Annotated in this window: 14 protein-coding genes and 1 pseudogene; 2 read left to right on the forward strand and 13 right to left on the reverse strand. The window is 63.9% G+C overall.

Features of this window, described 5'->3' with window-relative positions; genetic code table 11:
* The first annotated feature begins 158 nt into the window (after positions 1 to 158).
* Positions 159 to 635 carry a hypothetical protein gene (locus ACZZ0O_RS18755; protein WP_463591518.1) on the forward strand — a complete coding sequence of 159 codons (477 nt, stop codon included), beginning with the start codon at positions 159 to 161 and terminating at the stop codon, positions 633 to 635.
* 331 nt (positions 636 to 966) lie between these two features.
* Here the strand turns inward: ACZZ0O_RS18755 and ggt are convergent, their stop codons facing one another.
* The 5 genes from ggt to rsmD all read right to left on the reverse strand — a co-directional run bounded on the left by ggt (position 967) and on the right by rsmD (position 4,895).
* Positions 967 to 2,745: a gamma-glutamyltransferase gene (ggt, locus tag ACZZ0O_RS18760; RefSeq protein WP_463591519.1), complete on the reverse strand. Its 1,779-nt coding sequence runs from the start codon at positions 2,743 to 2,745 to the stop codon at positions 967 to 969.
* The gene (locus tag ACZZ0O_RS18765) at positions 2,742 to 3,026 is read right to left on the reverse strand and encodes a YfhL family 4Fe-4S dicluster ferredoxin (RefSeq protein WP_115513252.1); all 285 of its coding nucleotides are present in this window, start codon (positions 3,024 to 3,026) and stop codon (positions 2,742 to 2,744) included. Before ACZZ0O_RS18765 ends, ggt begins: the two co-directional genes overlap by 4 nt.
* A gap of 198 nt (positions 3,027 to 3,224) precedes the next feature.
* Positions 3,225 to 3,722: a hypothetical protein gene (locus tag ACZZ0O_RS18770; protein WP_055851674.1), complete on the reverse strand. Its 498-nt coding sequence runs from the start codon at positions 3,720 to 3,722 to the stop codon at positions 3,225 to 3,227.
* Between the two features lie 46 nt (positions 3,723 to 3,768).
* Complete coding sequence (gene coaD, locus ACZZ0O_RS18775) at positions 3,769 to 4,275, reverse strand: pantetheine-phosphate adenylyltransferase (protein WP_055851671.1); 507 nt, start codon at positions 4,273 to 4,275, stop codon at positions 3,769 to 3,771.
* Positions 4,272 to 4,895 carry a 16S rRNA (guanine(966)-N(2))-methyltransferase RsmD gene (gene rsmD / locus ACZZ0O_RS18780; protein WP_463591520.1) on the reverse strand — a complete coding sequence of 208 codons (624 nt, stop codon included), beginning with the start codon at positions 4,893 to 4,895 and terminating at the stop codon, positions 4,272 to 4,274. Before rsmD ends, coaD begins: the two co-directional genes overlap by 4 nt.
* Before the next feature lie 241 nt (positions 4,896 to 5,136).
* Between rsmD and htpG the strand changes: the two genes are divergently transcribed.
* On the forward strand, positions 5,137 to 7,041 hold the full coding sequence (gene htpG, locus ACZZ0O_RS18785) for a molecular chaperone HtpG (protein ID WP_463591521.1): 1,905 nt from the start codon (positions 5,137 to 5,139) through the stop codon (positions 7,039 to 7,041).
* Positions 7,042 to 7,617: 576 nt separating this feature from the next.
* On the opposite strand, the pseudogene ACZZ0O_RS18790 reads toward htpG, so the two are convergent.
* From ACZZ0O_RS18790 to ACZZ0O_RS18825, 8 genes and pseudogenes are all read right to left on the reverse strand, one after another.
* Positions 7,618 to 7,848, reverse strand: a pseudogene (locus ACZZ0O_RS18790) (transposase); the annotation flags it as partial.
* Between the two features lie 13 nt (positions 7,849 to 7,861).
* Positions 7,862 to 8,056 (reverse strand): helix-turn-helix transcriptional regulator, encoded by a 195-nt coding sequence (locus tag ACZZ0O_RS18795; protein WP_463591522.1) that lies wholly within the window; start codon positions 8,054 to 8,056, stop codon positions 7,862 to 7,864.
* A gap of 363 nt (positions 8,057 to 8,419) precedes the next feature.
* Positions 8,420 to 10,795: a beta-L-arabinofuranosidase domain-containing protein gene (locus ACZZ0O_RS18800; protein WP_463591523.1), complete on the reverse strand. Its 2,376-nt coding sequence runs from the start codon at positions 10,793 to 10,795 to the stop codon at positions 8,420 to 8,422.
* A 160-nt stretch (positions 10,796 to 10,955) separates the two neighbouring features.
* Positions 10,956 to 13,850 (reverse strand): TonB-dependent receptor domain-containing protein, encoded by a 2,895-nt coding sequence (locus ACZZ0O_RS18805; protein ID WP_463591524.1) that lies wholly within the window; start codon positions 13,848 to 13,850, stop codon positions 10,956 to 10,958.
* Positions 13,851 to 14,443: 593 nt separating this feature from the next.
* Positions 14,444 to 16,198, reverse strand: coding sequence for a DUF6055 domain-containing protein (locus tag ACZZ0O_RS18810; RefSeq protein ID WP_463591525.1), 1,755 nt, complete (start codon positions 16,196 to 16,198; stop codon positions 14,444 to 14,446).
* Between the two features lie 99 nt (positions 16,199 to 16,297).
* Positions 16,298 to 18,736, reverse strand: coding sequence for a S9 family peptidase (locus tag ACZZ0O_RS18815; protein WP_463591526.1), 2,439 nt, complete (start codon positions 18,734 to 18,736; stop codon positions 16,298 to 16,300).
* A gap of 19 nt (positions 18,737 to 18,755) precedes the next feature.
* Entirely contained in the window at positions 18,756 to 20,348 is a 1,593-nt protein-coding gene (locus ACZZ0O_RS18820) for a family 43 glycosylhydrolase (RefSeq protein ID WP_463591527.1), read from the reverse strand.
* Positions 20,345 to 24,745, reverse strand: coding sequence for an Ig-like domain-containing protein (locus ACZZ0O_RS18825; RefSeq protein ID WP_463591528.1), 4,401 nt, complete (start codon positions 24,743 to 24,745; stop codon positions 20,345 to 20,347). The genes ACZZ0O_RS18820 and ACZZ0O_RS18825 overlap by 4 nt, the downstream gene beginning before the upstream one ends.
* Positions 24,746 to 25,027 lie beyond the last annotated feature (282 nt).

Below are 25,027 nucleotides of genomic sequence, written 5' to 3' on the forward strand. Positions count from 1 at the left end.
TAGAAACAACCGCAAGCCTCGTCATCTCCCCCAATTTTTCAGATTGCCACGCGCCTAGATTGGCGTTGCGGCAATGCCGCACCTCCCATCGCACTGCCCTGCCCGACGCTTGTGATTGCGAGTGTTACGGCATGGGCTCTCTTTGCCAAGGACCACAGATGACCAGCCACCCACCCATTTCGTCGACTCCTCGTAGCCCGAACGTGCCGGGGCCGCAGTGCTCGCAGCATCCGCAGCGATGGAAACGCCTTCCGATAGTGCTGTTGCTCGGGCTACTAGCCTCAAGCCAGACCGCTTTGGCATCCAAACAGTGGAATGCCAGCCACAATCAAGTGCAGAACAACTGGATCTCTGGCATGTACGCCGCCATCGGAGCGCCGTTGCAGTCAACATTGCGTCGATGCGAACTTGCGCAGGCAGCAGTCTGCGAGGTCATCATTTTGGCCAATGGCGGGGTGCATACCAGCCCCGCCGATGACAACCAGCATTTCACCTTGAGGTTCACTGGAGCCCAAGCACCCTACACTGCCTGTCACATCTACCCACAGGATCCAGGCAACACCACAAGCAAAGCGCTGACTGGAGCCCTGTGCTACGACCCGCAGCACAGAGGGACCTACATCAAACTCAATTGAGTTGCTCATCCGCAGGTGGGCGCTTGCAAGCCGACAACACAGGAAATGCTGTTGTCGGTTGAGCGTAGGTGCTGCGCAGGAACCGGTGCGCACGTCTGACACATGCTGTCAGGTCCCGCCTGCCTGTGCCGCGCTACTGGGCTCAAAGGTGTCGTGACCACACTTAACGCAACCACCGCACGGGGGTTGCGTTAAGCGGAAACAAAAAATACCTCGCAGACAGCCTGCCTAACGACCGCATGCCGCCAGTCCTGGTCAGGGGCACGAACAAGCGCACTCGCCACATCAGCCCAACCTACTTCATCGCAGCTTGGTCAAGGGACCTGACGGGTTATCGCGCTGCCGCATCCAACTGCACTTCCGCCTTGCCCACCGGATTACGCGGGTCGCTGCCGCCACTGAGCACATTGCTGCGCTTGTCCCATTCCACCGTCTGCAGGTTGCCCCACACGTGGCTGGAACCACGCCCGCCCTCGGCGGTGTCGCCGGGCAGTTTGAGCGCGTGACCCATCGCCTGCAGGCCCTTGGCGGTCTGCGGTGAGAACGCGTCGGTTTCGGCGTCGATGACATCCGGCAACCACTGATGGTGATAGCGCGGCAACGCGCTGACCGCCTGTGCATCCAGCCCCGCGTCGTAACCCAGGATGCCGAGCAGCACCATGGTGATGATGCGGCTGCCGCCCGGGGTACCCAGCACGATCGCCTTGTCGGCCGATTCCATGAAGGTGGGCGTCATCGAGCTGAGCATGCGCTTGCCCGGCTTGGGCGCGTTGGCCGCGTAGCCCATCACGCCAAAGGCGTTCGGCGTGCCCGGCTTGAGCGCAAAGTCGTCCATTTCGTCGTTGAGCAGCACGCCGGTGCCCTTGGGGATCAGGCCCGAGCCGTACAGCAGGTTGACAGTCTGAGTGCCACCGACGCGATTACCTTCGCCATCGATGATGGAAAAGTGCGTGGTCTCGTCGTCTTCCAGCGGCGTGGGGTTGCCCGACAACAGATCGCTGGGCGTGGCTTTTTCCGGATTGATGGTGGCGCGCAGGCCTTGCGCATAATCCTTGCTGGTCAGCACGCGCTGCGGCACGTCGACAAAGTCCGGGTCGCCCAGAAAGAACGTGCGGTCGCGGTAGGCACGGCGCATCGATTCCACCACCAGATGCGTGCGATGCACGTCATCGAGCTTGTTCAAGTCCCAGCCTTCCAGAATCTGCAGCATGGCTGCCAGCGCAATACCACCCGAGGACGGCGGCGGCGCGGTGGTGATCTTCCAGCCGCGATAATCGAACTGGATCGGCGTGCGCTCTTTCACCGTGTAACCGGCCAGCTCCGCCGCAGTCCAATGTCCGCCCGCCTGCTTGACGCCGGCGATCAGCTTCTTGGCGGTCTCGCCCTTGTAGAACCCGTCAAAGCCCTTGTCGCCGAGTAGCTTCAAGGTGTGCGCCAACTCGGGTTGCTTGAAGGTGTCGCCTTCGGCAATGGGTTTTCCGCCGCGCAAATACACCTCACGCGTCCCGGGATAGCGCTCCATTACTTCGCGCCGCGAGGCGTAGCCCTTGGCCATGCGCGCATACACCGGGAAGCCGTCGCTGGCGATGCGGATCGCCGGCGCCAGCGATTGCTTGAGCGGCAGCCGGCCGTGCTTGGACGCCAGCTCCACCAGCGCGGCGGGCAGACCGGGAATGCCGGCCGACCACGGCCCGTTGACCGAGCGGTCGCGGTCCAGTTCGCCCTGCTTATTGAGGAATTTTTCCGGCGTGGCCGATTCCGGCGCGTATTCGCGCGCGTCCAGCATCACGTCCTTGCCGGTCTTGGCATCGTGCAGCAGAAAGAATCCACCGCCGCCCAGGCCGGAGCTGATCGGCTCGACCACCGCCAGCGTGGACGACACCGCAATGGCCGCATCGAACGCGTTGCCGCCCTCGCGCAGGATCTGCAGCCCGGCATCGGTGGCCAATGCATGGCCGCTGGCCACCGCCGCACCGGGCGGATGCGTGGCGACCGCAGCGGGCGCGCCGGCGGAAGGCTTGGCACCATCCGCAGACCAGGCCGGTGGTGCCAGCACCAAGGCCAGCAACAGCAGGCCGCGTGTCGAAAAACGTTGGGAGAAAGTGCTCACGGGACGGGAGGCTCCTGTTCGTACAGTTCGGGGTGATCGCGCTGCAGCTGCATGAGCTTGGCCAGCAATTGATCATGGGTTTCCGGAATCTCCGGATCCGGGTCGATGCACTCGACCGGGCACACCACCACGCATTGCGCTTCGTCGAAATGGCCCACGCATTCGGTACAGCGTGCCGGATCGATCACGTAGATGGTTTCGCCCATCGAGATCGCCTGATTCGGGCATGCCGGTTCGCAGACGTCGCAGTTGACGCACAGCGCATTGATCTTCAGCGACATGGCAGCTCCGCAGATCGGGGCGCAGCGCGCTGCAGCAGGCAGGCGCAAACCGCGCGGGCGAGCCGGACGACAACGCCGGGGGCGTTGCCGAAAGCCGGCCCAGACAGGCCGGCTAAGAGGGAGTGCAACTTCAGCAGCATGGTGCGTTTCCACGCCGCGGCCGGGTGCGCCCTCCCGCGCATCCGGCCTGATACGGCATTACTTGGCTTCAACGAAGGTGTATTCCGCGCCCTTGGGCTGGACGATGGTCTGCACGCGCGCATTCTCGGCGGCGTCGCCGATGAACAGCACGCGCACTCCCTTCATCGAATCCGGCTGCACGTCCTTGAACGCGGCGTCGATCAGATCGGCCATCTTGGTGGAGGCGGACGAACCGAAGGCCAGCATGTTGCCCGGCTGCACGCCACGCGCCAGCGCGGTCTTGACGCTTTCGAGCTGACGCTCGTAGCTGCCGGCGAACTCGGCATCGGACTCCGGCGGCAAGTAGTACAGGAACGGGCTGTTGGTGGTGGCGCCCAGGTTCTGGCCGACCACTTCCTGCAGGTACTTCTTCCAGCCGGCGTTGTCGTCCTTGGCCGGAGCCTTCAGCGCTGCCGGAGCGGCAGCGGCGGTCGGCGCCGGCTCTTCTTTCTTGCAGGCGGTGACCGCCAGAGCGGCGATCGAAGCGAGCGCCAGAGCGCGCATGGTGTGTTTCATGAAACTCCTCCCTTTGAAAAGCGTGGTGATGGAACGACAGATGAGATCAGGCCTGCGCGCGAGACTCGCGCACTTGCCGCAAGGCTTCGACCACCGAGGCCGGCACGAAGCCGGAGACGTCGCCACCCAGCCGCGCGATCTCGCGCACCAGCGACGACGAAATGAAGCTGTATTGCTCGGCCGGAGTGAGGAACAGCGTTTCCACTTCCGGGATCAGATGACGATTCATGCTGGCCATCTGAAATTCGTATTCGAAGTCGGACACCGCGCGCAGGCCGCGCAGCAGCACACCGGCATGCATGTCGCGCACAAAGTGCGCCAGCAGCGTATCGAAGCCGCGCACTTCCACATTCTTGTGCGCCGCCAGCGCTTCCTGTGCCAGCGCGACGCGTTTCTCCAGCGGCAATGCCGGGCCTTTGGACGGGCTGTACGCCACGCCCACCACCACGCGCTCGAACAACGGCGCGGCACGGTTCACCAGGTCGATATGACCATTGGTGATCGGGTCGAAGGTACCGGGATAGACGGCGGTGCGGCTGTTGGCCACGCTCATACGGAAACTACCGGGGTCGGATCGCCGTTCAGTGTAGCAGCGGCCCGGCGATACAGCGCATAGCGCACCTGCCGGGTACCGCCCTCGCGGTGCAGGTGCCAGCCGGCAGGCAACTGCAGCGCCAGGTCGGCCGGCGCTTCCAGATACAGCCAGGCCTCGGCGGCCAGATGCGCGGGCAGGCGTTCAAACACGCTCGGCCACAGACCGGCCGCGAACGGCGGGTCGACGAAGACGATGTCGACCGGGGCCGCAGGCGCGCGCTCCAGCCAGCGCAGCGCGTCTTCCTGCAGTACCTGCACCTGATCGGCTGCCTCCAGCTTGGTCACATGCTCGCGCAGCCGCTGCGCCAGGCCGGGGTCGCGCTCGATCAGCGTGGCATGCGCCGCGCCGCGCGAGACCGACTCCAGTCCCAGCGCGCCGGAGCCGGCAAACAGATCCAGCACACGCGCCCCGCGCAGCCGAGGCATCAGCCAGTTGAACACGGTCTCGCGCACGCGGTCGCTGCTGGGGCGCAGGCCCGGCAGGTCGGGCACCGCCAACCGCGTGTTGCGCCAGCGCCCGCCCACGATGCGCACCTGGCCTTCGGCGCCACGCAGCGCCGGTCGTGCCGGGCGGCTCATCGCAACGCGCCTGTGGCAGGCGGACGACGGCGTAACACAGGTGGCGCAAGTGGCAGCATGGGTCGGAATGCAGGCGATGGCCGCCCATGATACCGCTGCCGCCGGCATACCCGCCCCGCCCGTCCGGGGCACCGACGCGCCACACCTTCGCGCAGGCACGCCTTGAAAAAAACCGCCGACGGCCTCATTCCCCAGGCCATCGGCCGCAGTGCGGCCCGGACCACCATGGAGCACGACCCCAATGACCGTTGACACCGACAAGCAGACGCTGGGCTTCCAGACCGAGGTCAAGCAGCTGCTGCAGCTGATGATCCATTCGTTGTACTCGAACAAGGAAATCTTCCTGCGCGAGCTGGTTTCCAACGCTGCCGACGCCGCCGACAAGCTGCGCTTCGAAGCCTTGGTCAAGCCCGAGCTGCTGGAGGGCGGCAGCGAGCTGCGCATCCGCGTCGACTACGACAAGGACGCGCGCACCGTCACCATCGACGACAACGGCATCGGCATGAGCCGCGAGGATGCGGTCTCGCATCTGGGCACCATCGCCAAGTCCGGCACCGCCGACTTCCTCAAGCATCTGAGCGGCGACCAGAAGAAGGACGCCAATCTGATCGGCCAGTTCGGCGTCGGTTTCTACAGCGCCTTCATCGTCGCCGACCAGGTGGACGTGTACTCGCGCCGCGCCGGCCTGCCCGCCAACGAGGGCGTGCATTGGTCCTCGCGTGGCGAAGGCGAATTCGAAATCGCCAGCATCGACAAGCCCGAGCGCGGCACCCGCATCGTGCTGCAACTGAAGGAAGGCGAAGATTCTTTCGCCGACGGCTGGACCCTGCGCAACATCCTCAAGAAGTATTCCGACCACATCGGGCTGCCGATCGAAATGCGCAAGGAGCATCACGGCGAACAGGCCGATGCGCCCGCCGAGCCGGAGTGGGAAGCGGTCAACCGCGCCAGCGCGTTGTGGACGCGCCCCAAGTCCGAGATCAAGGACGAGGAATATCAGGAGTTCTACAAGCACGTCGCACACGATGCGGGCAACCCGCTGGCGTGGAGCCATAACAAGGTCGAAGGCAAGCTGGAATACACCTCGCTGCTGTTCGTGCCCGGCCGCGCCCCGTTCGATCTGTATCACCGCGATTCGGCCAAGGGCCTGAAGCTGTACGTGCAGCGCGTTTTCATCATGGACCAGGCCGAACAGTTCCTGCCGCTGTACCTGCGTTTCATCAAGGGCGTGGTGGATTCGTCGGACCTGTCGCTCAACGTCTCGCGCGAAATCCTGCAATCCGGCCCGGTGGTGGACTCGATGAAGTCCGCGCTGACCAAGCGCTCGCTGGACATGCTGGAAAAACTCGCCAAGGACAAGCCGGACGACTACGCCACCTTCTGGCGTAACTTCGGCCAGGCATTGAAGGAAGGCCCGGCCGAAGATTATGCAAACCGCGAAAAGGTCGCCGGCCTGCTGCGTTTCTCGTCCACGCACGACACCACCGGCGCGCAGAGCGTGGGCCTGGCCGATTATGTGAGCCGCTTGGCCGAGGGCCAGGACAAGCTGTACTACCTCACCGGCGAAAGCTACGCGCAGATCAAGGACAGCCCGCACCTGGAAGTCTTCCGCAAGAAAGGCATCGAAGTGCTGCTGCTCACCGACCGCATCGACGAATGGCTGATGAGCTACCTCACCGAATTCGACGGCAAGTCGTTCGTCGACGTCGCACGCGGCGACCTGGACCTGGGCAAGCTGGATTCGGAAGAAGACAAGAAGGCGCAGGAAGAAGTCGCCAAGTCCAAGGAAGGCCTGGCCTCGCGCATCAAGGCCGCCCTCGGCGACGACGTGGCCGAAGTACGCGTCTCCCACCGCCTGACCGACTCCCCCGCCATCCTCGCCATCGGCCAGGGCGACCTGGGCCTGCAGATGCGTCAACTTCTGGAAGCCAGCGGCCAGGCCGTGCCGGAAAGCAAGCCGGTATTCGAGTTCAACCCCGCCCACCCGCTGATCGAAAAGCTGGATGCGGAACAAGACATGGACCGCTTCGGCGATTTGAGCCGCGTGTTGTTCGACCAGGCTGCGTTGGCGGCGGGCGATAGCCTCAAAGACCCGGCCGGGTATGTGAGGCGGTTGAATAAGTTGTTGTTGGAGTTGTCGACCTAACAGCTGCGATGTAGCAGCTGAAAATACAACGGCCGGAGCATACTCTGGCCGTTGTATTTAAACTGGCAAATGCTTGACCAACTTTCTTCCTCCGCACTTTTTGGCTACATGTCTTCACATAGGAGTAGCTGCAGACGAGACCGGCCATCTATTTAGATCTAGATAATGAGCCCTAGAAGATATTTACCAAGCTACTGACATAGAATATTCATCGATTCAGCCTCAACGCAGTCCGTAGCGACTACTCTCCAGCAGTCACTTTAGACCGCCATAAAGACCTCATACGACTGGCATCTAACTATGGCTCAAAATTATTGACCAGAATTCAATTCGACTTAAACAGCCTTTTTATCCTAATATAGCAGGGAGCAATAATGAAGGCACTAATAATCGACCAATTTTGCCGCAGTTGAATTCCGATAAACAAGACCAGCACATCCACACCAATCATATTTACCAACAGCACAGCCGACAGCAACTCGGGATTTAACAGGAGCAAGATCGCAGTTGCAAATAGGATACTCCCACCCCATCGGCGAACGAACCGGGTATTTAATTTATCTCGAAAGAAACCCATCATTCGACTTCGCTCTGCTCCCGTTCCAGCCAGATCCTCGCCGAACGACGGATTGCCGGATCGGCATCGTGTTCGGCCCTGTGGCACAGGCAGTCCCTCTCTGCTGGCGCGAGCAAGCTAGCGACTTCTAGTGCAGCATTGCGTACGCGCCAATGACCGCTGCCAAAGGCGAGTTGCTCGATGGAGTCATAGGCTTCCGTTGTTCCGAGCAAAGCGGCGAAGGTTAGTAACGGCGTGAAACACTCAATTTAGACTGCCTTGCACAACACCGCTCATCGCATAGAGGTGATCGAGGCTGGCCGCAAATCCATTATATTCCCATTGCCCAACGGTTATTCTATTGACGCCCAATTTTTGCGTCAGCTCGGCCTGGGACATTCCAGCCCCAATCCTGGCAGCACGGATCCTCGCCGCTAAAGAAATCGTTTCGCTGTCCAATTAGCTCCTCCACCATCTCCTACATGCATAGGTTCAGAGTCTCCTCACTTGAAGAGCCGAAGTCAAACAGTAGGAAGGGCTTTAGTTGGATAACAGCTGGCAACATTGAAGCTCCCATCATTTGCGCGGAAGCATTGCGAATTTATCAAGTCATTCCAGTAGCACTTTGGAGTCAGATGTTGCGGACTACATAACGAATCGCAGACACAACCATGACTGGGCGCAATGGCGTTGTCTCCCGTTACAGAACATGATTCATTCCGTTTTTTCAGCATCGTCGCTCTTAGGCAGAGTCACCTATCGTCAGCTGCAGCTGACGACATCGACCATAGAGTGAAGTCGTGGTCACTGCTATTTACACGCTTACGCCGACTCCAACACCCAACACCCGAACGCCGGGCCTGCCGAGTAGCCGGTTTCCGGTTCGATGCGGATTTGTAGGGTAGCGCGGCCGGCCACTGCGGTGGGCAAGGCGTAATCCACGTCGACGAAGTCCAGGCCGCGGTTGCCGTCCAGGCGTTCGTTGGCGATGAGTTCGCCGTCGGCAAGGATGCGGAAGCGGCGGCGGGTTTCATCGCCCCAGTAGCGTAGGCGCAGGATGCGGGCCTGGTCGGTGTTGCGCAGGGTGAAGGCGATGAAGCCGCCGGTGCGGGCGTCGCGGCCTGCGCGGCGGCGGTAGCTGAGGGCGTAGGAGCTGTCGCTGGTGAGGGCGTGTGCCTTTTCCGATGCCTCGTCGCCCAGGGCGAGGCGATCCAGTGCGCGCGCGTCGAGTGCGCGTTGCGTTGCGTCCGCTGCCGCTTGTTCGGCCAGGCGTTGTTGCCAGGCGGCGGTATCGCGATGCTCCAGGTAGACGGCACTGCGGCGATCGAACTGGGCGTAGAACGGGGAAAAACGCCATTGCTGGGCGCCATCGGCATAGGCGTAGTGGCCATGGGCCTGCAGCGGCTGCAGACGTTGCAGGACGTCATCGCCACCGACCAGCGTCGGCGTTTTGTTGTTCCATGGTGTTGCGGCATCGCCGAGGTCGGCGGCCAACACCAGCGGGCCGCGCATGACGGCCACCCAGGCGGGGTCGTCGGGTGTGGGTTCCAGGCGCAGCGGCATCTCCAGATTCAGGGACACGCTGTCGCCGGCCTTCCACAGCCGTTCGATGCGTAGGTAGCCCTCCACTGGCTGCACTGTTTGCAGCTGGCCGTTGACCTGCAGCGTGTGCGCGCCGGCCCAACCGGGCACGCGCAAGGCGAGCATGCGTGTGTCTGCCGGCGCGGCGTCGATGCGCAGCGTCACCTGGCCTTGCTCGGGAAGCGTGCTGCGCAAGCTCAGTGCGAAGCCCGCCGCGTCGCGCACGCTGGAGGGCACATACAGATTGACGTACACGCCCTGCCCGTCTTCCCAGTAAATCGAGTCGCCAAACTGCGCGTGCGCCTCCATGCCGCTGCCGACGCAACACCAGAAATCGTCGAATGGCTTGGACCAGCCACGCGCTTCGCCAGCCAGCAGCGGTGTCATGTAGGTGAACATGCCGGTGCGCGGGTGTTGCTGCGCCATCACGTGATTGAGCAGCGTGCGCTCGTAGTAGTCGAAATACGCCGCCTGCGGCCCCCATTGATACAGATGCCGGGTGAGCTTGAGCATGTTGTAACTGGCGCAGTGCTCGCAGGTCTGCTCGGTGAGGAACTTGGAGATGCTATCCGGCTGCTGGAAGTATTCGCGGTCGCCGTTGCCACCGATCACGTAGGTGTGGCGGTCGGTGACCGTGTGCCAGAAGAAACGCGCCGCCGCGCCGGAGGCGGCGTCGCCAGTGACCTCGTACTCGCGGGCCAGGCCGATCAGCTTGGGGATATTGGTATTGGAGTGCTGGTGGACCAGTTCATCGCGTTGGGCGACCAGCGGGTCGAGTACGGCGTGATGGTGCAGCCGCTGCGCCAGTGCCAGCCACTGCGCATCGCCGGTTTGCACATGCAACTCGACGAACGATTCGTTGAGGCCACCGAATTCGCAGGACAACACTTTCTGCAGCTGCGCATCGTTCAACGCTGCGAAGATGCCCTGCAGATAACCACCCAGCCCCACCGCCACCTGCAGCGCCTGCGCATTGCCGCAGTGCGCATGCACATCGAGCAGGCCGGCGAACAGCTTGTGCCAGGTATACAGCGGCGCCCAGCTGCCGTTGAGATAAAACGGTGCGGGGTCGATCTTGCCGCGCTTGAGCTCATCGAAGACCGCGCGCCCGCTTTCGATCTTTCCTGCCGCGTTCTTGCGGGTGAAGCCAGCCACATAGCCATCGCCTGCATGCGCCTGGCAACGCGCCAGTTCGCTCACCAGATACGCAGCACGTGTCGCGCATTGCGCATCGCCGGTTTGCGCATGCATCAACGCCAACGCGCTGAGATAGTGGCCGAGCGTATGGCCGGCAATGGTGTCCGCTTCCCAACCGCCGTAGGCTGGCGCCTTGGGGTCGAGGCCGGCGTACAGCACGAAGTTGTGCAATAGCCGGTCCGGCTGCAGCCGCATCAGATAGCGGCGATTGGTGTTGAGCGCATCCAGAAACAGCGATGGCGTCAGGCGGACCTGAGCAAGCGGCACCGCGCGCATGCTTCCCGGCTGCGCGGCGCTGGCGTCGGCGGGGAAGCGCAGGAAGCCCGCCGCCACTGCCAGGCTGCTCCAGGCCAGAAAACGCCGCCGCGACAGGGTCAACGCATGCTCGGTGGTGCGCTCGGTGTTGGATGGCTCGGTCATGAGGTCAGCTTAGCTCCTGCCGCTACTTGCAGACTGCGCGCGCGGTTACAGCCCAGGGCAGCAATCGCGATGTAGAGCATATGGGCAACATGATCTACCACTGCCCGATCGGACCGGGCAGCAGTAGTGCGATCAGACAGCGCAGTCGATAGGGCCGCACTCAAAATTTCACCGTCGCGCGCGCCCAGTAGAACCGGCCAAGCAGATCGTAGGTGGCCACATCGGTATTCGCATTGCCGACATTGTTGGAGTAATACAGCGGCGGCTGTTTGTTGGCGATATTGTCCACGCCCACTTCGAAGCGCGTATGCCAGGGCTGCACGTTATAGCCGAGCTGCAGGTTGTTGTAGACGTAGGCGCCGATGTTGCGCACCACCGTCGGCTGGCTGGAATCGGCCGACAGGCTCTGGTCCGGATCCGAGTTACCGATGGCGGTGTTGCCGACATAGCGGATGCGCCAGGTAGCGCTCCAGTCGTCCAATGCCCAACTGACCGTGCCCAGCGCGCGCCAGCGTGGGAAATTGCCGTATGCCTGGGTGTAGCGGCCCACATTATGGATGGTGACCGAGCTGGGGTCGGTGGTATCGGGCAACACATCGTAGCGGGTGAGATAGGTGCCGTTGAGGCCGGCGGTGAGGTTGCCCCACGGCGTGGATGGCAGCCGATAGGTCAGATTGAAGTCCATGCCCTTGGCCCACAGCTTGCCCAGGTTGACGGTGGGCTCGGCGATGTAATTGATGGTGCCGTTGCCATTGCGATGAATCAACGCGCAGAAGGCGCTTGCCGAGTTGGCGTAGCACTGGTTGAGCACCGTTTGCGCGGAGACAGTGGTGATGGTGTCTTCCAGATCGATACGCCACCAGTCGGCGCTGATCGACAGGCCATCGATCCACTGCGGGTCGTAGACCAGACCCACGTCGTACGACTTGCCGGTTTCCGGCTTGAGTTGATAGCCCGCCACTGCCGCACCGGACACCTTGCCCGACACCTGCCCGTCCGATTGCTGGTAGCTGCCGTCGGTGGGCACGTTGGCGCAGGCAACGGTATTGCCGCCGGTGTAGCCGTTGCAGGGGTCGTTGACGGTGGCCGCATCGCCTGCCACGCCGGCATACAGTTCGTTGATGTTGGGCGCGCGAAACACCTGCGACACGGTGCCGCGTACCAGCAGATTTTCGATCGGCCGATACTCCAACGACACCTTGCTATTGGTCTTGCTACCCACCGAGCTGTAATCGGAAAACCGCGTGCCCAGGGTGATATTGAGCGCGTTGATGCCGGGCAGATCCTTGAGTAGCGGGAACAACGCTTCGGCATAAGCTTCCTTGACGTCGAAGCTGCCGCTCAATGTGGACGAGCAGTATTCGATCACCCCGCACAACCCGTTTTCGTCGCCGGTCCACAGCGCATCGGATGCCGTCGTGGAGCGCTCCTTGCGATACGAAAGCCCGGCGGCCAGGCTGGCCGCGCCGGCCGGTAGGTCGAATAGCGTGCCGTTGGCATTGGCTTCGAATTGTTTGACCGTGTAGACGCTGGTCACGATCGGGTTGACCACCATGCCCTGCAACGTGGCCAGGTTGGAGCTGTCGTTGAGGTTGAAGAAATTCAGCGGTGTGCAGCCAGCGATCGCCGCGCCTGCACTGCCGCATTTGACTGCGCCGTCGCTGTCCAAAAAAGACGGCCCGATGGCTTGATTGAACGCGGCATAGTCCAGAAAGCCATTGTTGATCGACTTCTGCTTGACCTTGCCGTAGTTGAAGTTTGCATCCCACTGCCAGGAACTGTCGCCGAAGCGGCCACGCAAGCCGGGACTGATCTGGAAGTTGTAGGTGTTGTATTGATAACTGCGGTTGCCCAGCACCGTGGCGCGCGTATTGAGGTCGTTGTACGAGGTACCGGTGGTGCGGTCGGTACCGAAGTTGACGCCGAACGGGTTGTAGTAACTCTGCGACGACACCAGGATGTTGTCGCCGTTGGAGAAGATCGGAATCGGCGCGATGATCGAAGCCGATTCGGTTTTACTGAACCAGGTGTTGACGTACCCCTCCACGCTGTCGCTGAAGCGAAATGTGCCCAGCAGGAAGGCATTGGTGCGCTTTTGCGGGGTCTGCAACAAATTGAACGGCTGATAGTTGTAGGAATCGGCGCTGGGGTTATAGCAGTGAAAATCGCCTGGACCGGCGCGACCGCTGACGCCCCCATTGAGCGTGACCCGCGCGCAGCCATTGGCCTGCCGAAGCTGATTGGACTGATCCGAGCCATCGTTGAAGTTGACCGTGCCGGTGGGTGTGGCAGAAGACCCCTGCTTCACCGGCTCGCCATCGGTCAGTGCCAGCGCGTCCTTGGAGTAGTCGCGCGCACCGGCCGAGACCGGGTCGATGTTGTGGTACGACAGCCCGCCGATCAGGCTGCCGCGCTCCCAGGTCTTGCCGGCGGTGAGTGCGAAGTTGCGCCGGTTGCCATCGCGCTCGCTGCTGGTACCGAAGTCGCTGCTGAACTGCACACCGTCGAAGTGCGTGCGCAGGATGAAGTTGACCACACCACCGATGGCGTCGGACCCGTACACCGCAGAAGCACCATCGCTGAGCACCTCGATGCGCTCGATCATGCTGGTCGGAATGGCGTTGACGTCGTTGTACGCAAGCCGGATACCGTTGACCAACACCAAGGTGCGCTTGTCGCCCAGGCCGCGTAGCGAAATCGCCGAGGCACCGGTGCCGCCGCCGTTATTGGTGTACGGGTTGGTGGCGTTGCCGGCGATCGATGGCAGTTCCTGCAGCAGGTCGCCCACTGTGGCCTTGCCGGTTGCGGCAATCTGTTCCTGGCTCACCGTGACTACCGGGTTTGCGGTTTCGGTGTCCACACGGCGTAGCCGCGACCCGGTGACGACCACGCTGTCCAGCGTCTGCGTCGCGTCGCCGTTGCCGGCCTGTTGCGCATGTGCAGGAACCGCCGTGCCTGCGGCAAGCGCCAGCACCAACGCGGTGGCGAGCATGCTGGGCAGCGGGCGCGGCCTGGTCACGGTGCGACGAGGAATGGGCAGCGACGACATCGACATGCAAGGCTCCTGAGTTGAAAAAGTGGCTAAACGACGGGCAACACACGCCCGTACCGGTATGCGCCAGTGCGGGTCAGAACAGATGGAAGACAGGCACCGCGACGAAATCCTTCGCCATGGCCGTACCGCAGACGCAGACATCCATCAACGCGCGCGATCAGGTTCGATCGCGCAACCACGCGTGGTATCCGATGGAGGTTGGTTCGTTCATGGAGTCGCCCATGCGCTCCAGTTTCATCAGCTGGTCACAATGTGCCTGTGCGCAGGCGCTACGTCTTGTCGCATTTGTCGACCGTGCATGCGGAAAACAGCATGGTTGCCATGCGCACCGGTGTGCGTGCAGGCAGCGCTGTGCCAGGTCGGCGTGCTGGTGTCGCCTGCCGCACATCGAGAGCGACCACCACAACGCCTGCGTCCGCCAGACCAGCGCGACGATGCGCAGTGCTGCATAGCGTGCGTCCAGGGCAGCTTCGTAGTGCCGCCCGCACCCAGCTGACGCGCGCTCGCGACAGTAGCTGTGTTGGCATACGCCGACGGCAGGTCCAGAGCGTGGACCTGCTGTCGGGGACGCTTATCGCTGCAACATCAGCGCCTCATCTGCATGCCGTCTCATCAATACGATGGCCGTTGGTGTTCCAGTTCTGATCCAGCCCATCGGTTCCTGTATAGGCCGAGCAGGTGCTGGCCGAACCCGACAGCGGCGTGGCGCCGGCGATGCTGACTTCGTACGGAAACTGCACCGGCTTCTTGCCTGCCAACTGTTCGACGATGGTCGGCACGATGCTGTAGCGATACGGCGTGGCCGTGACGACCAGATAGGTCTGTTTGGCGCCCGCCGGCAGCGCCAAGCTCACTGTGCTGCTTGCCGTCGCCTCCACTGCCGCCAGTGCTGCATAGGTCGGGCGGGACTGCGCATCCACACTGACCAGTGTAAAACGCCACGCCGCCTGGTCGGCAGCGGTCTTTCCCTGCAAGCTCACGCTGATTGTTTTTGCTCCGGTCTGCGGTGTCAGCGGAATGACATGGGTGCCATAGATGTTCAACGGCCGCTCCGGTGAGGAGGCATACCGGCCGCGCGCGGCCAATGCCTTTAACGGCACATAGCGTTTGGCGGCGGCGCGGTCCTTGCTGATGTCGAGCAAGGCCTTCTGGCTGAGGAAGTCGAATGCGGCAAGCCGGGCACCGTAGCGCCCCATGAAATCGGCAAACGAACGAAAACCCTGCGGAAACATTCCCTGTTGCTGACCAAGGCGGACTACGGTCTGCATCGGCAGTTCCACGGTATCGCCAGCGGCATTACGCTGATTTTTCAGCCACATGTCCCAGACCAGCGAGCGAGTTGCATCGGTTTCGGCCAGAAACATCAACAACGGATGTGCGCCATAGCGGCTCTCCGGAAACAGCGGCCCGTTCTCAAGATTGGACTGGTAGTACGCCACCGCAGAATCGTCCATCCGCCCAGTCTGGAACGCGCTCCAGTTGGCGTGGGTTTCCCAGAACCAACCAGCGGCCTGCAGATCGCGGTAACCGCCGCTGTAGTACTGCAAGGTGTGCACGAACTCATGCGCTACCGAGTGCGAACCGTATCCAAGCGCCCACGACGAGACCCCGATCGCCTGCCCGGCACTGGCGCCGCATTCGGTGAGATCGCCGCCCTGCGCATAGGGCAGCCCGGTGCCGCACAGGTAGACATTGATGCGTTTGGGCGTCGTTACTCCGGCATAGGGCATCGGTGCGCCCAGCAGATCGGCATTCATTTGCCAGACCTTTTCGAACCAGGCAGCGCTCTGGTTGACGAAGGTCGTCCACGCGACGCCGCGCTTGGCCACATCGCGGTAACTCTCCCCAGCCGTCTTCACCCCGTACCAGAAGGCGAAGTGTTGGGTTTCGTATTTTTTCGCAGATCCATTCGCCAGCATCGCGGCGGTGATCGTGTCCGGCTCGGCGGCGGTGACATAGGTGCGCCGATCCACGCGCACCGGATGCGCCTTGGCAACGGTGGCGACGTACTGCCGGTCCGACGCCGCGAAAGACGGCAGCTGATAACGCCGTCGGCAACCATCGGGATATTCCAGTACCACCGATCGCACCGATACCGCCGAATCCTCGCCAAATGCAGTGACCAACCTGGCCTGGAACGGCGGCCCCTCGGCAGCGCCGACCGCGTTCAATACGGCCGAACCGCCGCTCGGCGTCCAGGTGCGTAACGGCTGGGCGGCGCCCCACGGCGCATCGCTGGAACGCGATTGACACCCCACTGTTTCCGCCGCCGCGGCGATGCCAGGTAGCGTTGCCGATAAGGCGGTTGCCAGGATCGCGTTGGCGATGACGCGTGTTCGATGTTGCATGACATTCTCCAACAAGCCGCGCCGGAATGGCGGGCTTTGAGGTAATAGGCGTGCTCGACGCATGCACACGATCCCGCAGACCGCGGCATGCGCGTGCAATCACGCGGGTGGCGGCGCGACGGCTGTGTCGGGCGATGTGCGATTCCACTCAGGCGTTGGTGCCTGCTGCATCCAGCGCACGAAAAAATCCAGCAGCCGACGGCGGCCGTAACTGCCACCAGCGCCATGGTCGCCACCCGGCACCACCAGCAGGTCGAAATCCTTGCCGGCCTTGATCAGGCGGTCGGCCACCTGGAAGGTGCTGGCGGGATCGACATTCATGTCCATGTCGCCGGTGACCAGCAGCAGATGTCCTTGCAGGCGCGCGGCGTTTTCCACGTTGGATGATTCGGCATACCACGGCCCTACCGGCCAGCCCATCCATTGCTCGTTCCACCAGATCTTGTCCATGCGGTTGTCGTGGCAGCCGGAATTTGCCACGCCCGCTACATAGAACTCGGGATGGAACAACAACGCGCCCAACGCGTTCTGACCACCGGCCGAGGTGCCGTACACGCCGACGCCGCCGCGGATGTCGTACCACGGGTACTGCGCGGCCGCGGCGGTGTGCCAGGCGATGCGATCCGGCAGACCGGCGTCCTTGAGATTGCGCCAGGCCACGTCGTGGAAGGCGCGCGCGCGATTATTGGTGCCCATCCCATCGACCTGCGCCACCGCAAACCCCAGCGCGGTCAGCGGCGGCACTCGGGTGGTGAAGCTTTTCGGCACGAAGGACCCTTGCGGGCCCGCATAGATGTCTTCGACCACGCGGTAACGCTGCTGCGGATCCAGCTGTTGCGGGCGATGGATCACGCCCCAGATTTCGGTCTTGCCATCGCGCCCGGTGGTATGGAACGGCAACGGCGCCTGCCAGCCGGCCGCCTGCAGACGGCTCAGATCGGTGCGCTCGATGGTGCGTGCCACGCTGCCGTCGGTGCTGCGCCGCAGCTCCAGCACCGGGCCCAGATCCACGCGCGAGTAAAGATCCAGTAACCATGTTCCATCCGGCGAATACTGCACGGCATGGTCGGCCTGCTGCGGCGTCAACGCGGTCAGCCCGCTGCCATCGATGCCGATGCGATAGGCGTGGCGGTAGTACGGATCTTCGCCGGGTTGCATGCCGGCGGCGCTGAAATATAGCTGCCCCGCTGCCTCGTCGATGTAATCGAGCTTGCGCACCACCCACTCGCCGTGGGTGAGCTGACGGATCACCGCGCCGGTGTGGCCATCGTAGAGATACAGATGCTCCCAGCCATCGCGCTCGGAGGCCCACACGATCTGCGCGCCATCGGCTAGATCGCGGCGCGCGTGCTTGCCGCCGTCTTCGTGCTCGCCGCTGAGCTCGGAGTATTCGATGAAGGTGGGCGAGGTTTCTTCGATCAGCGTGCGCGCGGCGGCACTGCGTGCATCCACCTCGATGACGCGATACAGCTGATGCCCACGTGCGTTGTACTCAAAGGTGAAACCGCGGCTGTCCTTCCACCACACCATCTCGCTCAAGGTGAAGGCGTTGGGCAGCAGCGTCATCGCCACCGGATGCGCCGCGCGCGTGGCGATGTCGAACAGCACCGGCTGCATCACCGGCAACACATCGCCCGGCTTGGGATAGATCTGCTGGTGCAGTTTGGGCTGTACGCGGTCGGCGGGTGCCGATTCGATGTAATAGACGATGCGCGGTGGCGGCGCTTTGACCCGATACGCCGCCAGATGCTGCGAATCCGGCGACCACACCAGGCTGTCCAGCGCGTAGTAATCGTCGGCACTGCCATCGCGACTGAGCACGCTGCGCTCACCGCCGCTCGCAGGCGCGATCACCACATTGGCCTGTTCGATCCAGGCGCGCCAGCGTCCATCCGGCGACAGCCTGACGTTGCGTTCGCCCTGCACGAGCGGAAGCCGCATGTCCATCGATTCCGGCGGCGCATCGCGATCGTGCAGATGCACGCAGGCATAGCGCGACAGCGTGCATTGCCAGCCGACGCCGGCGAGCTGGAAGGCCAGACGGTCCTGCTGCAGGGTGGGCGCCTGCAGCGTCAGCGCCGCTGCATCCACAGCGACCGCGCCGGCCTTGGTCAATGCCGCCGCCAGGCGTGCATGGTCGAACGCCAGCGTGTTGCGTCCGCTGGCGGCATCCACCATGCGGTATTCGATGGCCGGCGGCTGACCGGTGCGGGCAACGCCGCGTCGATACAGGAAGTGCCCGGCATCGACCCACGTCGGCATGCTGGGCTCGTGCTCGACCAGCGAGGCGTAGTGCTGCGACAGACCGAGCGCACGCGTGTAATCCGCTGCAGTGGGGGCTGCTGCGGACGCAGATGTCGGCATCGCTTTCGAGGTCGCTGAGGCCGTAGGCATCGCTGCAGATGCGGGCGTGGATGCCGCCGCCGGCATGATGGACGCGGCCGCCAACGCCAACTGCAACGGCCACATCGCAACAGACCGTAGCAGCGCGCGACAACGGAAAAACAGCCTAGGGATCATGCGCACTGCAAGCCTCATTGTGGTTGGGTCATTACGCTCACGGCGCATCGCAGCGGCTGCTATCGGCATCGCCGGCGACCGGCAGACGTTGCGGCTGCGGCGCCAGCACTTCCCACTCCTGCACGGCAAGCGCGGCGTAACTGTCCGGGCCGCCGGAGGCCTCCATCACCAGACGCACGCAACGCGTGGTGACTGCTGCAAACGACACCGCCTCGAAACGATCGGTGTGGGTGCCATAGCGGTCGCGCGTGCGCACCGGATGCCATTGCCCGCCCTGGCGGTATTCCAGATGCCAGCGCGCCGGCGGCGCCACACCGATCTGCGCGCCGGCCGGATGGTCGGCCCAGAACATCACGCGCGTACCGTCCAGCGTGACCGGCTGCGCCCAGCTGTATTGAATCCATTGCCGGGGCGGATTGTCCGGCGTCCAGCTGCCCCATAGTTGCGGCGGCAGCGGATTGGCCTTGACCACACCATCGTTGAGTGCGGCCATCCAGTACTGCAGCGGAATCTGCGGCCCATTGGACGCGGTGGCCACGGCGGACGGCGCCTGATTGCGTTGTGGCGGCAGCGCCGGCTGCGGGCGCCGGGTGGGGACGACGGTGCGGATGCTGGCCGGCTGGGTGCTGTCGTCCCACTGCAGCGGATCGATCGCCACGCTGCGACGGAAATGCCCGCCGCCCTGCGCATCGGCTGTGTGATAGACCAGATACCACTGGCCCTTGAAGGCGACGATGCCCGGATGCGAGGTGGTCGAGGACACCGGCGGCAGCACGATGCCGCGATAGGTCCACGGCCCCAGCGGCGTCGGCGCGCTCGCATAGGCGATGCACGCGTGATACAGCGTGGGCGTACATGCCGAATCGCGGCCGGCATTGTTGGCCGCATACGCCAGGTAGTAGGTGCCGTTGCGCTTGAACAGCCAGGGCGCTTCGAAGTAACCGTCGAGCGTCTCCACCGCCACCGGCGTTCCCTTGAAGGTCACCATGTCGCGCTCCAGCTCCACCCCGAACAGCGCGCCGAACGTGCCCCAGTACAGATACACGCGGCCATCGTCGTCGACCAGCACGGTGGGGTCGATGTTCTGGATGGCGTTGCGGTTGGGCACCGACTGCGACACCACCGGCCCTTGTGGATGAGCATCGGTCCACGGACCAAGCGGACTGTCGGCAACCGCCACGCCGATCGCGAACGGATCCGGATTGGGCGCGTTGCGCTGCTGGACCGGCGCATACAGGTAGTAACGGCCATCGGGCCCTTGCACGATCTGCGCGGCGTAGGCATAGCGCTTGTCGGCCCAGGCGAACACCTGTTGCGGACGTAGCAGGTCGCGGTAATGCGTCCACTGCCCGCTGGCCGGGTCGCTGCTGACGAACATCTGCCACCCAGGCATGACAAAATCGTTGCGGTTGGGTGGCGCGGTGTCGCGCCCGGCCAGGATGTACAGCTTGCCGTCGGCCACCAGCGGTGCCGGGTCGGCCGAATAGGTACTGCCGTCGGCGAGGATCGGGTTGCCCGGTGCATGCAGCTGCACGCCCTGCGGCGGCAAAGCGTCGGCGGCCAGCGCGGCAACCGTAGCAAGCGACAACACAGCGGCCAGCGCCAAGATGCGGGCGACACTACCGGTCATGGGGTCGATCCCTGGCGCTGGGCCGGCGTACTGGCCGCCTTGATCTGCACGCTGAGGGGAACCGACACCACCCCGGTCGGCGCACGCCCCTGCGCGGTGCCGGTCAGGCCGATCTGCCCAGGTTGCGCGTAACGCGCGGGCGCCAGCGCCGGCCATTGCACCGGCAAGCGCTCGCGCGAGCCGTCGTTGTATTGCACGCTCACAACGCTCGGCAGCGTGGGCGCCTGCCCCACCACGGCGCTCACCTCGGGCAAGGCCTGCACGGTGTTGATCTGCGCTGGCGGCGTGGCGCGCACCCAGACCGTGGCCTTGATCGGAAGCACGCCCTCCACCAGCCCCTGCAGCTCCACCGCACCTTCGCTGCCCAGCCGCTGCAGCGACAGATCCGGCCACTGCACCGCCACCAGCAGCACGCTGCCATCGGCAAAGAAGGCGTCGACCTGCTGCGGCAACACCGGCAGCTGGCCGGGTGCGGTGCGCAGATCGATTGCCTCCACGCGCGTGGGCAACTCTGCGTGCACCTGCCATTCGTCCACGCCGATGGGCATGCGCCCGTCGGCGCCGGACTGAGTGCTAAGCACCGCACGCACGGCGGTGGTGATGACCGGCGCAAAGCGGGCCGTGCTGGCCGCGCCAATCGCAGCGGTGGCAATCGGGTAGCCGCCGTCGGCGACGATGTCGTGCCAGCGGCCATCCTGCAGTGCCTGCAATGTCCAGCTGGCAGGTGCGGCCACCCCGCCACGGGGCTGGTCGTTCCAGAAGTAGAGCGTGCTGGATGACAGACGCACCGGCCGCGGCCACTGGTATTGCAGCCAGAGCGTGGCCGGTTGCTCGCTGCCGTAACTACCCCAGCGCCGGCTGCCCTTCGGCCTGCTGCCCACCGCGGGAATGACACCGTCGTTAAGCGCCTGCACGCGGTACTGCGCGCCGGTGAGCTGCGCGCTGACCGTGGCCAGTTCGTGCAATGGCACGCGCTGCAGCACCGGCGCGGCGGCCGCGAGCAGCTGCACATCGGCATGACCGTCCAACGCGCCGTCGTTGGCCGCCAACCGCACCGTGTAAGCACCCGGGCGCGTAAAGCGCACCGCGGTCTGCAGCGCGGCCGGATCGGCGAATACCGCATCGCCACCCTCCGGGCCTTGCAGCATCTGCCAGCGCACCTGCAACGCTGCGTTGGGCAAGCCGTCATCGCCCACCCGGCCGTTCACCATCGCCGCGCCGTCGGCACCCGCACCGGCATCGTCCAGCTGCCACGCCTGCACCTGCGGCGGCGCGTTGCCGGCAAACGCAGGCGCGGCAAGGCCGCTGTCGAACACCTGCAGTTCCTTGATGCCGGTGCGTGCGCCGCCGGCATGGGTCACCAGCACGCGCAGCGCCTGCGTACGCAGCGTCGGAAAGCGCACCCGGTTGCGGTTGCCGACGGCGATCGCCGCATCGCGCACCTGCCCGGGAACGGTCTTCCAGTTGCCGGCACCATCCTGGTACTGCACGACGTAGATCCACGGCGCGGCATAGCCGGGATAGGTGCCGGACGCAAAGCCATGCTGCTGGCCGCCAGGTGAGGAGCTGCGATAGAAATACAGCACCACCTGATCCACTTGCCGGGGCCGGCCCAGATCCAGGGCGATCCAGTCACTGGCAGACGGCGAGCCGGCAGTGCCCCAGAACGGCGTACTCGCCGTGCTGCCGTCCACCGCCGCAGCGGCGGCAAACCCTGGCGCAGCAAAACTCGCAGTGACCTGTGCGCCTTGTGCAAGGTTGTGGTTGGCAGTGGCCGGCAGCGTCACATCCACGCCGGCTTTGCTCAGCAGTTCGGCGATGCGCGCATCCGCAGCGATCGGCACCTGCGCCATCGACGCCAGCTGCGTCGGATGCGCCTCCAGCACCTGCACCATGCCGTTGCGATTGACCGCATCGGGCGCCGCACTCACCTGCCCGCTGGCCGGGTCGTAGATCACATGCGCAAGCCGGTCCACGCGAAACGCCAGCGTGCCATCCAGATACACGCTGTAGCCCTGCGGTGCCCTGCCCGCGTAATGGCGCCCATCACGGTCCCAGACGATGCTCAGATTGCGATCGCGGTAGCGCAGATTGTCGGCGGCAAAATGGTCCCACCCGATGTCGATGGGATATAGCTCGATCTTGTCGTCGTTGCGCGGACGCAGGCCCATTGCATCTTCGATCATGGTGAAATTTGTCGCACCCAGCTGGGTGTGGTGAATCCACGAGCGGTACGCGATCTTGCCGCCATTGCTGGCGCTGCCCTTGGCCCAGAATTCGTTCTGATCCGGATAGCGGTTGTCGCCGTCGATGTAGGACGCCCATGCGTTCCAGTACAGCAGCGTGCGGTAGCTCTGCGCGCTCAGAAACGGGCTGGGGTAATCGCGCAGCGCCTCGCCGAGCAAGCGGAATGCAACCGTCGCGTTGATGGTGGAAAAATTATTGCTGCCCGCATCGGCGCCACTGCTGCGCGCCTGCAGATCGACCTGATTGGCGGTGTAGAACGGAAACAGCGGGTATTGCGCTGCATCCGCAAACAAGCGCAAGGCGCGCGCATATTTGGGGTCGTGATCGGCATCGCCCTGCTTGGGCATCAGCCCCACGCTGAAGGGGTAGTAGTTGTTGGTTTCCTTCCAGTCCACCGGCAGGCACGGTCCCTTGGCCTGGCGATGTTTGAGCAGCTCGCCGTGCAGGCCCACCGAATCGGCGCTGTCGCTGTGGTCCTGCCACAACACCTCCAGCACCGCCTGGCGGATGCGTTGCGCGGTGGCCTGCATGCGTTGCGCGGTTGCGCTGTCGCCGGCCAGTTGCGCCGCCTGCGCCGCTGCCTGCGCGTTGGCATAGACGTAAGCGCTCTCGGTGCGATCCATGCGGATTTCGCCGTGCTTGGCCGCCCAGTCGAACGACACCGCATCGGCGTCGTTGCCGGTCATCGCTGCCCAGTCGTATTCGATCAGGCCGTTGTGGTTGAGATCGTAGGCAGCCAGCACGCCGTCCACATCGCCGCTGCCGTAGCGGGCCAGCTTTGCGGCCAGTGCCGGCGAGCCGCCATGCAGCTGCATCGCGCGCCATGCGGCGGCGGTGATGTATTGCGCGTACGAGTTGGACCAGTTTTCCGGCGAGCCGGGATTGTCGGTGTACTTGCCGCCGCCCGCGGTCTCGCCTGCGCTGAGCCAGCTGCCATACGCGTAGCTCGGGTCGCGCAGATATTTCAGGTCGTCCAGAAACATGCCGGTGGTCAGCACGATGGCGTTGTTGTAGCCCAGCACGCCCTCGATGGCGACCGGAAACTGGTAATCGTTGCCCGGCACGTTGGCGTCGAGAAAATTGAAGCGCAGCGTCCACCAGCGATAGAACAGGCTCTTGGTGATGTTCTCATCCGGCGTATCCAGATACGGCACGTTATCCACCCACCAGCGGTTATAGCTGGCAACGTGCTCCTGGTAGGCCTGCTGCGGCGACTGCGCAACGATGCGTGTGTACTCAGCCTGCGCCTGCGGCAACTCGTGCGTGAGCAGGCCCAGTTGCAGTTTCAGCGCTGGCGCCTCGCCGCTGGCCGGCACCGCCACTTCGCGCACCAGCTGTTTGCCATCTACCCGAAAGCCATCGCCGGACAGGCGCGGAAATACCGTGGTGATCGCGTTGTAGGCATCGAAGGCGCCGGTCAACGCATTGCCATCGGCATGCTGCGCCAACGGCGACAGCGCCTGCACCGACAACGTATGCGCTGCACCGTCCAGGCTGGACAGTACGATGCTGGCCACCGCTACATTCTGCTCGGTGATGTACTTGACCAGGCGCATCCGTACGCCCGCATTTGCATCCTCGAACACGGTACTGAAATAGCTGGGCGTCTGGCGACGCTGTTGCGAGCGCTCGCTCCACTGCACCGCGCGCTCGCCTTGCGTGGAAAGAATGCGCAACAGCGCGTCGTAATCGGTGGTATGCCAGTACGCCACCTGGCCGACGAAGCCGGGAATTTCGGGGTGATGCGTGGCCAGAAACGCCGCGCGCCCACGCGTAAACAGCCAGTCGTTCTGGTCATCGAAGCCGCCACCGGTGCCTTCGCGCACCAGCATGCGATCGATCCAGAAATCGTTGCCCGCGGCCTGCCCTGCCCCACGCGCGCGATCGGCCGCGTAAATCCGCGCCAGCTGCCCACCAGGTGCGAAGGCCACGCCGCTGTCGGGCAGCGGATGCTCCAGCCCATGAAAACGCGGATCGCCGATCGACGCATTGGCCTCGGCCACCGGTGCCTCCTGCATGTCCTTGGCGATGCCTACGGGCATGCCCACAACTGCACCCGCGCAGAACGCGGCGGCTGCACCGGACCGCAGCGCGGCGCGCAACCAGCGTCTATGCCGGCACACGAATGTCATCAAAAAGGAACGACGCATGGAGCGGCTCTCTGCAAGGTGCGGGGCATCGGAATGGTCTGTCTGCGACCAGCGGCACGCACCACACCGCTGCTGCGACCACCATGCGCTGAAAGAAGAGCGACCAACCCACCGACTGCGCTCACCGCCAGGTAAGCGCGCACGATGCTCGGTGCAGATGGAGCACTTGGACATGCAGGTTCCTCCGCACCGTGCACGCTCCGCTGAAGACCGCTCGCCACATCTCGTTCACCGCTGCACGCCTCGGCAGCGCCTCCACTGCGCGGCAGCTCTCTCGACGTG

It is taken from the genome of Xanthomonas sp. AC360 (genome assembly GCF_979258225.1).